The organism is Bradyrhizobium glycinis (assembly GCF_016031655.1).
GTDB classification, from domain to species: Bacteria; Pseudomonadota; Alphaproteobacteria; order Rhizobiales; family Xanthobacteraceae; genus Bradyrhizobium; species Bradyrhizobium glycinis.
The window spans coordinates 232976-246042 of record NZ_JACCHQ010000002.1 but is presented as its reverse complement, the minus strand read 5'-3'; the positions used below and the strand labels follow the sequence as shown (position 1 = coordinate 246042).

Genomic DNA, 13067 nt, shown 5'->3' with positions numbered 1-13067 from the left:
GAAGCGCGAGGCGATGAACAAGACCGTCAATCCGAACGAACTGAAACCCGCGGACGACGTCGGGCCGCTCTATGCGGCCCGCAAGAAGGTCTATCCGCAGAGCGTCTCGGGCACGTTCCGCCGAATCAAATGGACCCTGATGGCGGTCTGCCTCGGCGTCTATTATTTCCTGCCCTTCGTGCGCTGGAATCGCGGTCTCGGCGCGCCGAGCCAGGCGGTGCTGATCGATCTTCCCAACAGCCGCTTCTATTTCTTCTTCATCGAGCTGTGGCCGCAGGAGGTCTATTACTTCACCGGCCTGTTGATCGTCGCCGCGGTGGCGCTGTTCCTGATGAACTCCGTCGGCGGCCGGATCTGGTGCGGCTATCTCTGTCCGCAGACGGTGTGGACCGACCTGTTCTATGCGGTCGAACGCCTGATCGAGGGCGACCGGCGCGAGCGCATGAAGAAAGATGCCTCGAGCGATCCGATGAAGCTCGAGCGCATCTCCGAGATCGTACTCAAACATTCGATCTGGCTCATGATCGCCTGGTGGACCGGCGGCGCCTGGGTGCTCTACTTCAACGACGCGCCGACCCTGGTGAAGGAGCTCGTCACCTTCCAGGCGCCGATGATCGCCTATATCTGGATCGGCATCCTCACCACGACGACCTATCTGCTTGCCGGTTTCATGCGCGAGCAGGTCTGCACCTATATGTGCCCGTGGCCGCGCATCCAGGCTGCGCTCACCGACGAATGGGCGCTCAACGTCACCTATCGCTACGACCGCGGCGAGAAGCGCACCTCGGTGAAGAAGGCCGCCGAGTTGCGCGCCCTCGGCCAGCAGGTCGGCGATTGTGTCGACTGCTACCAGTGCGTCGCGGTCTGCCCGACCGGCATCGACATCCGCAACGGACCGCAGATGGAATGCATCCAGTGCGGACTCTGCATCGACGCCTGCGACAATGTGATGACGAAGATCGGCCGGCCGAAGCGGCTGATCGGCTACGACAACGACATCAACATCCACCGCCGCCAGGAAGGCAAGGCGCCGATCTACCGGATCGTCCGCGCCCGCACCATCGTCTACAGCGCGATCATCGCCGCGGTCGGCGGCATCATGATCTACACGCTGGCGACCCGCAGCCTGCTCGACGTCAATGTGCTGCACGACCGCAATCCGGTCGCGGTCAAGCTCAGCGACGGCTCGATCCGCAACGCCTATACGGTGCGGCTGCTGAACAAGAGCGGCTATGACCGCGCCATTGCCATCGACGTCGAGGGACCGGTCAATCCCATGATGCACGTCGTCGGCGTCGATTCGGCGACGCCGGACCGGCCTATCATCGTGATCCCGCGCGACTCCACCAGCGAGCTGCGGCTGCTCGTCACGGCGCCGGCCGAGAACAATTCAGAGAAGTCGATTCCGGTCCGCTTCCACGTCATGGATATCGGACTGGGCGTCGCCGCAAGCGCCACCGACAATTTCGTCGTGCCGTAGATGCAGGAGACTATCATGGCTTCCAAGCCGCTGACCGGAACAAAAGTCTTCCTGATGCTGGTCGCCTTCTTCGGCCTCGTGATCGGCGTCAACGCGACCATGATGAAGCTCGCGATCGCGACGCTGCCCGGCACCGACGTCGACAGCCCCTATGCCGCGGGCCTGACCTACGAGCGCGAGATCTCGGCGGCGCAGGACCAGGCCGCGCGCAAATGGAAGGTCAACGCCCATATCGAGCGCCGCAATGACGGCGGCGCCTCGGTCCAGGTCGAGGCCCGCGATGCCGGCGGCCAGCCGATCTCCGGGCTGAAGTTCGGCGGCCGGCTGGAGCGGCCGACCGACAAGCGCGCCGACCTCGCGGTCGAGCTCACCGAAGCCGGCAGCGGTCTCTATCGCGGCAGCGCGGCGTCCGTCGCGCCGGGCCAATGGGACCTGGTGATCGAGGGCGAGACGCGAGGGACGCGCGTGTTCATGTCGCGCAACCGCGTGATCCTGAACTGAAGGATTCCGTCATGCAAGTCACGCGCGATTTCTCTCATTACGTCCGCGACGCGGACGAGGGTCTCCGGCACATTGATCTCGCCGTCGAGGGCGTCCACTGCGCCGGCTGCATGGCCAAGATCGAGCGCGGGCTCTCGGCCATCCCCGACGTCACCCTGGCCCGCGTCAACCTCACCGATCGCCGCGTCGCGCTGGAATGGAAGGCGGGCACGCTCGACCCCGGCCGCTTCATCGATCGCCTCGAGGAGCTCGGCTACAAGGCCTATCCGTTCGAGACCGAGAGCGCGGAGGTCGCCGAGGTCGCCGCATCCCGCTTCCTGCTGCGCTGCCTCGGCGTTGCGGCCTTCGCCACCATGAACGTGATGATGCTGTCGATCCCGGTATGGTCGGGCAATGTCTCGGACATGCTGCCGGAGCAGCGCGATTTCTTCCACTGGCTGTCGGCGCTGATCGCGCTGCCGGCGGCGGCCTATGCCGGCCAGCCGTTCTTCCGCTCGGCCTGGCGCGCGCTGTCGGCGAAGACCACCAACATGGACGTGCCGATCTCGATCGGCGTGATCCTGGCGCTCGGCATGTCCGTGGTCGAGACTATCCACCACGCCGAGCATGCTTACTTCGATGCGGCGATCATGCTGCTGACCTTCCTCTTGGTCGGCCGCTTCCTCGACCAGAACATGCGGCGGCGGACCCGCGCGGTCGCCGGCAATCTCGCCGCGCTGAAGGCGGAGACGGCGGCGAAGCTCATCGGGCCCGACGAGATCTCGCAGGTGCCGGTGGCGGCGATCAATCCCGGCGACATCGTGCTGCTCAGGCCCGGCGAGCGCTGCGCGGTCGACGGCACCGTGATCGAAGGCCGTTCCGAGATCGACCAGAGCCTGATCACTGGCGAAACGCTCTATGTCACGGCCGAGCAGGGTACGGCGGTCTATGCGGGATCGATGAACATCTCGGGCAGCTTGCGGGTGCGGGTCTCGGCCGCCTCCGAGGCGACGCTGCTCGCCGAGATCACACGGCTGCTCGATAACGCGCTCCAGGCGCGGTCGCGCTACATGCGCCTCGCCGATCGGGCCTCGCGGCTCTATGCGCCGGTGGTGCATGCGACCGCGCTCCTGACCATCCTCGGCTGGGTCGTCGCCGGTGCGAGCTGGCACGATGCGATCGTGACCGGCGTCGCCGTGCTGATCATCACCTGTCCCTGCGCGCTCGGGCTTGCGATCCCGACGGTGCAGACGGTGGCCTCGGGTGCGATGTTCAAGGCCGGGGTGTTGCTCAATGCGGGTGATGCGATCGAGCGGCTGGCCGAAGCCGACCATGTGATCTTCGACAAGACCGGCACGCTGACGCTGCCCGATCTCCAGGTGATGAATGCGGCCAACATCCCCGCCGATGTCTTCGAGCTCGCCGGCCGGCTCGCACTGTCGAGCCATCATCCCGTGGCAGCCGCTGTCGCTCAAGCTGCCGGTGCGAAGTCTCCGATCCTCAGTGCGGTGGAGGAGGCCGGGCAGGGGGTCCGTGCGACCGTCGACGGCCTCGAGCTTCGCCTCGGCCGTCCCTCCTTCTGTGGCGCCGAGGCGCTGGTCGGCAGCGCCGCGCTCGATCCCGAAGCCTCCGTCGTCGCGTTCAGCAAGGGCAGCGACAGGTTCATCCTCTCGGTTCGCCAGGGCCTGCGGCCCGATGCCAAGGCGGTGATCGCGGCTCTGAAGGCGCGCGATATCGGCATCGAGATTCTCTCCGGCGATCGCGAGCCGGCGGTGAAGGCCGCGGCCCAAGCGCTCGACATCCCCGAGTGGCGCGCCGGCGTCACCCCGGCCGACAAGATCGCGCGGGTCGAGGAGCTGAAACGGCGCGGCACGAAAGTGCTGATGGTCGGCGACGGCATGAACGATGCGCCCTCGCTTGCGGCGGCCCATGTCTCGATGTCGCCGATTTCGGCCGCGCATCTCAGCCAGGCCACCGCCGATCTCGTCTTCCTCGGCCGACCGTTGGCTCCTGTCGTCTCCGCCATCGACGCCTCGCGCAAGGCGCTGCATTTGATGCGGCAGAACCTCTGGCTTGCGATCGGCTACAATGTGCTCGCGGTGCCGGTTGCGATCAGCGGCGTCGTGACGCCCCTGATCGCGGCTGCCGCCATGAGCGGTTCGTCGATCCTGGTGATGCTGAACTCGCTGCGCGCCCGCAGCGCCTCGCGGGAGATCGTGTGATGGAGATCCTGGTCATCCTGGTCCCGCTGGCCTTGATGCTCGGAGGTGCCGGTCTCGTTGCTTTCCTCTGGTCGCTCAGAAGCGGCCAGTACGACGATCTCGACGGCGCCGCCTGGCGCGCGATCGCCGACGACGAGCCGCCGCAGGAAGCGCCTCTGAAACGCTAGCGTTTCAGAGCGAATGTGAGCAGGGCTGCGGCCGCGAGCGCCGCGCCCACGCCGAATGTGCACGCCTGCCATCCGAAAGCGTCGAACAGGCGCCCGAGCACGGCCGTACCGACCAGTCCGCCGCAGAAGTAGCACGCAAGATAGGTCCCGCTGGCGATGCCGCGATTGTCGGCTGCGGCCTGTCCGACGAAACCCGTCGCGGCGGCCTGTGCGAAGAATGTGCCGACGCCGACCAGGACCATGCCGGCGAGCACTTCGCCCAGACGCGGCGCCAGCATCAAGGGCAGGCCGAGCCCGGCGACAGCGAGCGCGCTCCAGATCGTGGGCCGCGTTCCCAGCCGTGCGGCCACCTTGCCAGCCAGAAGCGTCGTGACGACCGACGGCAGGAAGACGAAATAGACGAGGCCGAGATCCATCATACGAAGCGACAGCGGCGGCCGCACCAGCACGAAATTGACGTAGGTGAAGGTGCCGATGAAGGCGAACAGGATGCAGAAGCCGATGCCGAAAGCGGCGCGCAGCTGCGGATTGCGCCAGTGCGCGATGGTGGCGGCGAGCGGCGAAGCCGGCGGCATCATCGCATGCATCGGCCGCACGCGGTTGACGGTGAAATAGACCAGCGCCGCGCCGGCAAGATTGAGCGCCGCGAAGAAATAGAAGTTCCAGGCGAGGCCGAGGCCATCGGCCAATGCGGCCGAGATCAGCCGGCCGACGAGATTGCTGGCGACATTGCCGGTGATGTAGGCGGCAAAGGCGCCGCCGGCGTCCATGGCGCTGCATTGCTCGCCGAGATAGGCGAGGGTGAGCGCGAAGGCTGACGCCATGCACAGGCCCTGCGCGACCCGCAATGCGGTGAAGATGGCAAGATTAGGCGCGACAGCAAGCAGGCTGGTGGGGATCGCAAGCAGGGCCAGGCTCAGCAGGATGCCCGTTCGCCGGTCGATACGCGGGCTGAAGAAGCCGACGACGAGGCTGGCTGCGGCCATGCCGAAGGTGCTGGCGTTGACGGCGAAGCCCATCGCTGCGGGTGTAACGCCGTAGTGCCGTGTCAGCGAGGGCAGGATCGCCTGCGTCGCGAAGAGATCGACGACCGTCAGGAATGCGGTGAGGCCGATCACGAGCGAGCGAAACGCCAGACCCGGCGAGTGCGCTTCCATCGTCGTCGCAGCCGGTTTGATCGACGCGGAAAGATCGGTCATGTCGTTGCGCTCCGCAGATCTGTCATTCCGGGCTGGTGCGTCAGCGCCAGACCCGGAATCTCGAGATTCCGGGTTCGCTTCGCGCCCCGGAATGACTTGCTACCAAAAGCCGTCACATGTGCTTATCGTTGGGATCCTTGCGGACGTCGCCGACATAGAGAATGACCGTCTCCTTGCCGAGGTTCTTCCACCAATGCGAGGTGCCGTGGACTTCGGGGCGAATGTCGCCGGCCTTGTGCACGATCGGGTCGACGCAGTTGGAGGCGTATTCGACGATCTCGCCCTGCTGCACGAAGATCAGGGCAGGGCGGTCGTCGTGGCTGTGCCAGGGCACGATGCCGCCGGGCGCGATGGTCAGCTTGCGAAAGCGCAGCTCGCGGCCCTCGATATGGGCGGGCTGCTTGCCGAGATCGATCGCACCGAGCGTCACGTCGGTGACGCCGACCGGCTTGTAGTCGACCATCGGCTGCGCATTCGGTTTGGTCTTGCCGGCCGGACATTCGCCGGCGAAAACCGGCGTCGCAAATGTCAGCGCGCCGAGAACGGCAACGCTTGTCCAAACCACGCGCGACATTGTGAGATGGCTAGACATGGAAAGTCTCCTCTGTTGGCCGCGAGCCCTGATGCCCGCGGGCTATGGCAGGAGCTTGGTCGAGACCCTCTCCATCCTGAAATGCCGACTTGCTTTCGATGCGATAGGCCCGCGCTATGCCGATACGCGGCAGCTATCGAACCGATTGGGCATCGGCATTTCCGCTTTCGCAGCATCCGGCGTCCGATGGCGGCTCGCCCCTTGCGGGCGCCCGAACCGGGGAATTAGAATTCGCCCTCGAGGAAAGCCGGAGCAGGAAGATGACCTCTCTCTCGCCAGCCGACGCCGAACAGCTCAGGCTCGCGTTCCAGCGGTGCCGCGACATGGACAGCACGCTGAACGAACAGCTCCGCGCCTATGCCGATGCGAGCCGCAAGGTCTTTCCGGCCTATGGCGAGGCGGTCGATCGCCTGGTCGCGCGATTGAACGACAACGGCGGCGGCGAGACCGCGCCGCGGCCGGGTGATCCGATGCCGCCGTTCATGCTGCCCGACGAGGGTGGGCGTCTCGTGTCGCTGCCCTCGCTGCTGGAGGGGGGCCCCGTCGCGGTGATGTTCTTCCGCGGTCATTGGTGTCCCTATTGCCGGCTCAATGTCCGCGCCGTGGTCCAGGCGCTGGACCGGATCAAGGCGATGGGGGCGCAGGTCGTCGCGATCGTGCCGGAGACGCAGGAATATACCGGGCAGCTCAGGGCCGAATCCGGCGCGCCGTTTCCGATCCTGACGGATCTCGACAACGGCTATGCGCTGTCGCTCAACCTCGCGATCTGGCTCGGCGCCGAGATCCAGCAATTGCTATCCTATCAGGACATGGCGAAATTCCACGGCAATGACGGCTGGATGCTGCCGATCCCGGCCGTTTTCGTGGTCGGACGGGACGGCATCGTGAAGGCCCGCTTCGTCGATCCGGATTTCCGCAAGCGCATGGAGATCGACGATTTGATCGAAGCGCTGGAGCGCGCGAGCCGGGAGAATTGAACGCCCTCACTTTCTTCCTTCTCCCCTTGCGGGAGAAGGTGGCGCGCGGAGCGCGCCGGATGAGGGGTATCGATCCGCATGCACTGATGCTCGCGGAGACATACCCCTCACCCAAGCGAGTCTGCGTCTGCCAGCGTCGCTGCCCTCTCCCACAAGGGCCGAGGGCACAGCAATGCGCATCTCGCGTGGTGCAAGAGCGCCCATCTGCTACCCCGCAATCTCTCTCCAGTCCGCGCCTCGCAGCATGCGCATCACGGCATTGCCCACAGCGGTGCGTTGCCGGCCGGCGACCCCATAGAGATTGACGGTGCGGCGGGCGTCCAGCCCCGTGACCGCGGCGCGGGTCAGCCGCTCCGGCACCGGTGAGGTGTGCGGCACCATGGCGATGCCCATCTCGGCCTCGACCAGCTCGATCAAATCGCGCTCGTTCGAGACCTCATGGCCCTGTTCGATGTCGATGCCGTGCTCGCGCAGGCTCGCGGAGATGCGGCGCGCGTGCTCGCAGAAGGTTCGGCTCAGCAGCAGCTCCGATCGCAGATCGTCCAATTCGACCGAGCTGCGGCCGGCCAGCCGGTGCCCGTCGCCGACGACGAGCTCGAAGCTCTCGGTGAACAGCGGCCAGACATCCAGCCGGTCCCAGGCCTCGTCGATCTCGGCCGCAATGCCGAGCTCGGCTTCGCCCTTCTTCAGGAAGTCGCCGACGTCCCGGCCCGAGCCGCGCAGGAAGCGGAATTCGAGCCGGTTGAACTGCCGCTTGATCTCGTTGAGATGCGGAATCAGCAAAGTGAGGTCGATCGAATGCGTCAGCGCAATGCGGAGCGCACCGATCTCTCCGCTCTTGAATGAGGAGGCGAGCGAGCGCGCGCCGATGGCCGCGTCATAGCACTGTTTCAGAAGCGGATGCATGCGCTGGCCGAGCTCGGTCAATTGCGCAGCGGGGCGCTCGCGGCGGAACAGATCGCCGCCAAGCTCGGCCTCGAGCTGCTTGATCGCGCGCGTCAGCGAGGGCTGCGTGACGTTGCACTCCTCGGCCGCGCGCGTGAAGTTCAAAAGCTGCGCCACCGCGAGGAAATAGCGGACCTGGTGCATTTCCATGGATCGGCTCCCAGCAAAAATCGACCGGAAATCTAGCCGATCAGGGCGCGAAATGACATCCCGCCTGCGATAGCGCGGACGTATGGACTCGGAAGCCAACCGGCATTTCCGCAAATCCCGGAGATCCCGCACATTTCGCTCCAGCCTGGCGCAGTTCGCGCCGAGAAAGAGGTCTGGATCATGAACATCCCCATCAAGACGCAGACGTCCGCTTCGTCACGCGTGCTGGCCGGCAAGGTGGCGCTTGTCACCGGGTCGACCAGCGGCATCGGTCTCGGCATCGCACGGACCCTCGCCGCCTCCGGCGCCGACATCGTGCTCAATGGCCTGGGCGTCGCCAGCGAGATCGGCCGGACGCGCGAGCAAATCGCCGCCGAGTTCGGCGTCAAGGCCAGCTATTCGCCCGCGGACATGACGAGGCCGAAATCGATCGCCGAGATGATCGCTGCGACGGTGGCCCAATCCGGCCGGCTCGACATCCTGGTGAACAACGCCGGCATCCAGCATGTCGCGCCGCTCGACCAGTTCCCGGTCGAGAAGTGGGACCAGATCCTCGCGATCAATCTGTCCTCGGCCTTCCACACCACGCGGCTGGCATTGCCGGCAATGCGGCAGAACGGTTTTGGCCGGATCATCAACATTGCCTCGGCGCACGGCCTGGTCGGCTCGCCGTTCAAGGCAGCCTATGTCACCGCCAAGCATGGCATCGTCGGTCTCACCAAGGTGACGGCATTGGAGACGGCGGAGCAGGGCATCACCTGCAACGCGATCTGCCCCGGCTACGTCTATACCCCACTTGTCGAGGCACAGATCGACGGGCAGGCGAAGGCGCACGGCATATCGCGCGATCAGGTGATCCGCGACGTTCTGCTGGCACAGCAGCCCAACAAGCGCTTTGCCACGGTCGAGGAACTCGGCGCGCTGGCCGTATTCCTGTCGACGGACGCGGCGGCCTCGATCACCGGTATTGCGCTGCCGGTTGACGGCGGTTGGACCGCGCATTGACAGGGCCCGGCGCAGCAAGTCGAATAATCGAACGGTGCAAGCTCACCAGGAGCGAGATATGGGCACGCAGGACAATTTGCAGCATAAGAAGTTCGACCTGCCAGGTCAGGTCGTTCTCGTGCTTCAGGGCGGCGGCGCGCTCGGCTCGTACCAGGCCGGGGTCTACCAGGCCTTGCACGAAGCTGGCATCGAGCCGGATTGGATCATCGGCACCTCGATCGGTGCCATCAATGCGAGCCTCATCGCCGGCAACGCGCCCGAGCACCGGCTCGCGCGCTTGCGGGAGTTCTGGAAGCGGATGGAGCAGCAGCCGGTCTGGGACTGGCGCACTGCGTTTCCAGGCTTCAACGAGAAGCTGGCCTATTGGTCGACCGTGACCCACGGCATTGCCGGTTTCTTCCGGCCCAATCCGCTCGCCCATGCCGGCGATTCCTATCCGCTGGGCGCCGATCACGCCGGCTATTATTCGACCGCGCCGCTGGAGAAGACGCTGAGCGAGCTCGTCGATTTCGATCTGGCCAACCGCTGCGCGCCACGCCTGACGGTCGGTGCGGCTCATGTCGGCACCAGTGAAATGCGCTATTTCGACAGCCGCGACGGCGAGCTGACGGTGAAGCATGTGATGGCGTCGGGCGCGCTGCCGCCGGCTTTCCCCGCCGTGCGCATCGACGGCGAGCTCTATTGGGACGGCGGCATCCTGTCGAACACGCCGACCGAAGCGGTGTTCGACGACAATCCACGCCGGGATTCGCTGATCTTCTCCGTGCATCTGTGGAATCCCGTCGGGCCGGAGCCGACCACGATGGCGGAGGTGCTGAACCGGCACAAAGACGTGCAATATTCCAGCCGCATCGCCAGCCAGATCGTGCGACAGCAGCAGGCCCATCGTCTGCGCCATGTCATCAACCAGCTCGCGGCGCGGCTGCCCGAGAGCGAGCGCAACGATCCCGCGGTGAGGGAGCTGACGAGCTACGGCTGTCCAACCCGCATGCATGTGGTGCGGCTGCTGGCGCCGCAGCTCGAGCACGAGACCCATACCAAGGATATCGACTTCAGTCCGTCGGGAATCTCGCGGCGCTGGCATGCCGGCTATGCGCACACGAAATCGGTGCTGGCGCGCAAGCCCTGGATCGGCGAATTCGACCCGCTCGCCGGCGTCGTGCTGCACGAGCATATGGACGAGATGCCGATGGCGGCGGAGTGAGGGCTTTGTCCGCCATGGCTTCGCACGACGACGATTTTGCAGGCGCGCGTTCCGGAGTATGGTTGCCGTATCTTCGTCGCGAGGCTTGCAATTGGTCGCTGAGAAAGATCTGGAGGAGGCGCTCGATATCCTGCGTGCCAACGCGGCGGGACCAGTCGCGGGCGTATTCGGTCCGGCCTCACTGACCTGGCAGATCGACCGGGAGGCCGTGCTCTTTCTCGGCGCCGGCCGTGCGCTGCTGCTGCAACTGGCCCATCCATGGGTGGCGGCGGCGATCGCCGAGCATTCCAGAACCTTTGCCGATCCGATCGGCCGCTTCCATCGCACCTTCGACATCGTCTTTACGATGGTGTTCGGCTCGCTGGACCGGGCGCTGCTGTCGTCCCGACAGCTGCATCGGCGTCACAGCATGATCGTCGGCGAGATGCCCGAGACCGTGGGGCCGTTCGCGACCGGCTCGCGCTACTGCGCCAACGACATCCCCGCGCTGCGCTGGGTCCACGCGACGCTGGTCGAGACCGCGCTCATGGCACATGATCTGGTGCTGCCGCCACTCTCGGCGGAGAAGCGCGATCGCTATTGGAGCGAGGCCAGGCTGTACGGCGCCCTGTTCGGATTGACGGGGAATGATTTGCCGGCGGACTGGTCCGGCTTCGTCGCCTACACCAGAGCAATGGCGCAGTCGGAGACGCTGACGGTCAGCAGCGCAGCACGCGAGATCGCGGCGCATATCTTCACGGGCGCACGCCCGTGGTTGCGGCCGCCGCGCTGGTATCGCGCGCTCACCGCGAGCATGCTGCCGGAGCGCTTGCGTGCAGGCTTCGGCTTCGAGCTCGACGCGCGCGGAATCCGATCCGCGGAAAACGCACTGCGATGGATCAGGCGCGTCTATCCGAAATTGCCTGACAGGCTGCGCTATGTCGGTCCCTACCAGGAAGCGCAGGCGCGGCTGCGGGGCGAAGCGCAACCCGACTGGATGACACGCTGTCTCAATCGCGCCTGGATCGGCCGGCCGCAGATGGACGTGCGCGGGAAATAGGGTCTCAAGGCCAAGCTTGTTGCAGCTTGTCATTCCGGGGCGCGCGGAGCGCGAACCCGGAATCCATTTCTCCCAGCATTCCGGCGGAACGATGGATTCCGGGTTCGCGCCAAGCGGCGCGCCCCGGAATGACAGCGGTGTCTCACACCGACGCCAGCTTGCGGTACAGCGCGCTGTAGCTGCCGGCCGAGATGCTCCAGGAGAACGAACGCCCCATGGCGCTGCGGCGCATCGTATCGAGCTGATCGTGGGCCATGAAGGCCGAGAAGGCCCGCCGCACGCCGCCGAGGAAAGATTCCCGCGAGGGTTTTGAGAACAGAAATCCCGTCTCGCCGTCGCTGATGGTCTCGGCGAGGCCGCCGGTCTGGTGACCGATCGGCAGCGAGCCGAAGCGCTGGGCGTACATCTGGCTGAGCCCGCACGGCTCGAACCGCGACGGCATCAAGGTGAAGTCGCTGCCGGCGAAGATGCGCCGCGCCTGGGCGTCGTTGAAGCCGATCGCAACCCCGATCGCGTCGGGGCGACGGCGGTGCGCGTCAATCAAAGCCTGCTCGAGCGCGGGCTCGCCGGAGCCGGTGACCACGATCTGTCCGCCGGCATCGACGATCTCGTCAGCCGCCGACAGGACGAGGTCGATGCCCTTCTGGTGCACGAGACGCGCGACGATGCCGAACATCGGCCCGCGCGAGACCGCCAGTCCGAACTGCTTGCGGACGTAGTCCGCGTTCGCCTTCTTGCCGACCCAGTCGCCGGCGCCGAATTGCTGGGCGAGCTGGGCGCAGGAGCGCGGGTCCCAGCTCTCGTCGATGCCGTTGAGGATCCCGGTGAGCTCGGCGGCGTCCGAGCGCAGGCGGAGCAGGCCCTCCAGGCCACAGCCGAACTCGGGCGTGGTGATCTCCCGCGCATAGGTGCCGCTGACCGTGGTGAGGTGGGAGGCGTAGACGAGGCCCGCCTTGAGGAAGGAGACCTGATCGTAGAACTCGACGCCGTCGATGTGGAAGGAGCTCTCCGGTGCGCCGATCCGCCGCAGCGAGTCCTTCGGGAAGAGGCCCTGATAGGCGAGGTTATGGATGGTCAGGATGGACGGCAGCTTGGCGCCCTGCCAGGCCAGATAGGCCGGCACGAGCGAGGCCTGCCAGTCGTTGGCATGGATCAGGTCTGCTGCCCAATTCTTGTCCAGCTTGCCCATGGCGAGCTCAGCCGCGGCCGAGGCGAGGCGCGCGAAGCGGATGTCGTTGTCGGGCCAATCGCGCCCGAACTCGTCGCCATAGGGGTTGCCGGGTCGGTCGTAGAGCTGCGAGCACAACAGCACATAGACCGGCAGGCCATCCTTGGTCGCGGCACGGCCGACCGAGCAGGCCGGCATCTCCGCGAATGCAGGACAGCGGCCGACGACCTGAACATGCGTGAGTTGCTCGATGATGTCGCGATAGCCGGGCAGCATGATCCGGATATCGGTGAAGGAGCGAAGTGCGCGAGGGAGGGCGGCGGAAACGGCGCCCAGTCCGCCAACGCGGACGAAGTCGTCCATCTCTGTGGTGACGAACAAGACCCTCAAGAACAGCCGCCCTCTTCCGACCCCCGCTTGCTGCTATGCAAGAACGGGT

General features: G+C 65.9%; 12 protein-coding genes. 8 read left to right on the top strand and 4 right to left on the bottom strand.

Features of this window, described 5'->3' with window-relative positions; all coding sequences use genetic code 11:
- Window positions 1-13 precede the first annotated feature (13 nt).
- Genes ccoG through ccoS form a run of 4 tightly spaced genes read left to right on the top strand, consistent with a single transcriptional unit; the run spans window position 14 to window position 4349 of the window.
- Window positions 14-1480: a cytochrome c oxidase accessory protein CcoG gene (gene ccoG / locus HZZ16_RS05440; RefSeq protein WP_197947484.1), complete on the top strand. Its 1467-nt coding sequence runs from the start codon at window positions 14-16 to the stop codon at window positions 1478-1480.
- Between the two features lie 15 nt (window positions 1481-1495).
- Window positions 1496-1981, top strand: a complete 486-nt coding sequence (locus HZZ16_RS05435) for a FixH family protein (RefSeq protein ID WP_197947483.1) — start codon at window positions 1496-1498, stop codon at window positions 1979-1981.
- A gap of 11 nt (window positions 1982-1992) precedes the next feature.
- The gene (locus tag HZZ16_RS05430; RefSeq protein WP_197947482.1) at window positions 1993-4182 is read left to right on the top strand and encodes a cation-translocating P-type ATPase; all 2190 of its coding nucleotides are present in this window, start codon (window positions 1993-1995) and stop codon (window positions 4180-4182) included.
- A complete protein-coding gene (ccoS, locus tag HZZ16_RS05425; protein ID WP_197947481.1) occupies window positions 4182-4349 on the top strand; it encodes a cbb3-type cytochrome oxidase assembly protein CcoS in 168 nt (55 codons plus the stop codon). The genes HZZ16_RS05430 and ccoS overlap by 1 nt, the downstream gene beginning before the upstream one ends.
- Here the strand turns inward: ccoS and HZZ16_RS05420 are convergent.
- Together HZZ16_RS05420 and HZZ16_RS05415 are read right to left on the bottom strand one after the other, a co-directional pair.
- The gene (locus HZZ16_RS05420) at window positions 4346-5548 is read right to left on the bottom strand and encodes an MFS transporter (RefSeq protein WP_197947480.1); all 1203 of its coding nucleotides are present in this window, start codon (window positions 5546-5548) and stop codon (window positions 4346-4348) included. The two genes, ccoS and HZZ16_RS05420, sit on opposite strands and share 4 nt — an antisense overlap.
- A 112-nt stretch (window positions 5549-5660) precedes the next feature.
- On the bottom strand, window positions 5661-6140 hold the full coding sequence (locus HZZ16_RS05415) for a cupin domain-containing protein (protein WP_197947479.1): 480 nt from the start codon (window positions 6138-6140) through the stop codon (window positions 5661-5663).
- A 260-nt stretch (window positions 6141-6400) separates the two neighbouring features.
- On the opposite strand from HZZ16_RS05415, the gene HZZ16_RS05410 reads away from it, so the two are divergent.
- Window positions 6401-7117: a peroxiredoxin-like family protein gene (locus tag HZZ16_RS05410; protein ID WP_197947478.1), complete on the top strand. Its 717-nt coding sequence runs from the start codon at window positions 6401-6403 to the stop codon at window positions 7115-7117.
- Window positions 7118-7324: 207 nt separating this feature from the next.
- Here HZZ16_RS05410 and HZZ16_RS05405 read toward each other — a convergent pair whose 3' ends face one another.
- The gene (locus HZZ16_RS05405) at window positions 7325-8212 is read right to left on the bottom strand and encodes a LysR family transcriptional regulator (protein WP_197947477.1); all 888 of its coding nucleotides are present in this window, start codon (window positions 8210-8212) and stop codon (window positions 7325-7327) included.
- 180 nt (window positions 8213-8392) lie between these two features.
- Here HZZ16_RS05405 and HZZ16_RS05400 point away from each other — a divergent pair, with 180 nt between their 5' ends.
- The 3 genes from HZZ16_RS05400 to HZZ16_RS05390 all read left to right on the top strand — a co-directional run bounded on the left by HZZ16_RS05400 (window position 8393) and on the right by HZZ16_RS05390 (window position 11460).
- Window positions 8393-9217, top strand: a complete 825-nt coding sequence (locus tag HZZ16_RS05400; protein WP_197947476.1) for a 3-hydroxybutyrate dehydrogenase — start codon at window positions 8393-8395, stop codon at window positions 9215-9217.
- 58 nt (window positions 9218-9275) lie between these two features.
- Complete coding sequence (locus HZZ16_RS05395) at window positions 9276-10421, top strand: DUF3734 domain-containing protein (protein ID WP_197947475.1); 1146 nt, start codon at window positions 9276-9278, stop codon at window positions 10419-10421.
- A 91-nt stretch (window positions 10422-10512) separates the two neighbouring features.
- Window positions 10513-11460, top strand: coding sequence for an oxygenase MpaB family protein (locus HZZ16_RS05390; RefSeq protein WP_197947474.1), 948 nt, complete (start codon window positions 10513-10515; stop codon window positions 11458-11460).
- A 142-nt stretch (window positions 11461-11602) separates the two neighbouring features.
- Here the strand turns inward: HZZ16_RS05390 and glgA are convergent, their stop codons facing one another.
- Window positions 11603-13018 (bottom strand): glycogen synthase GlgA, encoded by a 1416-nt coding sequence (glgA, locus tag HZZ16_RS05385; RefSeq protein WP_197947473.1) that lies wholly within the window; start codon window positions 13016-13018, stop codon window positions 11603-11605.
- Window positions 13019-13067 lie beyond the last annotated feature (49 nt).

What these genes read in the sequence shown, in the direction of transcription:
- ccoG (WP_197947484.1), top strand. Translation starts at nt 14, where the DNA reads ATGAACAAGACCGTCAATCCGAACGAACTGAAACCCGCGGACGACGTC.
- HZZ16_RS05435 (WP_197947483.1), top strand. Translation starts at nt 1,496, where the DNA reads ATGGCTTCCAAGCCGCTGACCGGAACAAAAGTCTTCCTGATGCTGGTC.
- HZZ16_RS05430 (WP_197947482.1), top strand. Translation starts at nt 1,993, where the DNA reads ATGCAAGTCACGCGCGATTTCTCTCATTACGTCCGCGACGCGGACGAG.
- ccoS (WP_197947481.1), top strand. Translation starts at nt 4,182, where the DNA reads ATGGAGATCCTGGTCATCCTGGTCCCGCTGGCCTTGATGCTCGGAGGT.
- HZZ16_RS05420 (WP_197947480.1), bottom strand. Translation starts at nt 5,548, where the DNA reads ATGACCGATCTTTCCGCGTCGATCAAACCGGCTGCGACGACGATGGAA.
- HZZ16_RS05415 (WP_197947479.1), bottom strand. Translation starts at nt 6,140, where the DNA reads ATGTCTAGCCATCTCACAATGTCGCGCGTGGTTTGGACAAGCGTTGCC.
- HZZ16_RS05410 (WP_197947478.1), top strand. Translation starts at nt 6,401, where the DNA reads ATGACCTCTCTCTCGCCAGCCGACGCCGAACAGCTCAGGCTCGCGTTC.
- HZZ16_RS05405 (WP_197947477.1), bottom strand. Translation starts at nt 8,212, where the DNA reads ATGGAAATGCACCAGGTCCGCTATTTCCTCGCGGTGGCGCAGCTTTTG.
- HZZ16_RS05400 (WP_197947476.1), top strand. Translation starts at nt 8,393, where the DNA reads ATGAACATCCCCATCAAGACGCAGACGTCCGCTTCGTCACGCGTGCTG.
- HZZ16_RS05395 (WP_197947475.1), top strand. Translation starts at nt 9,276, where the DNA reads ATGGGCACGCAGGACAATTTGCAGCATAAGAAGTTCGACCTGCCAGGT.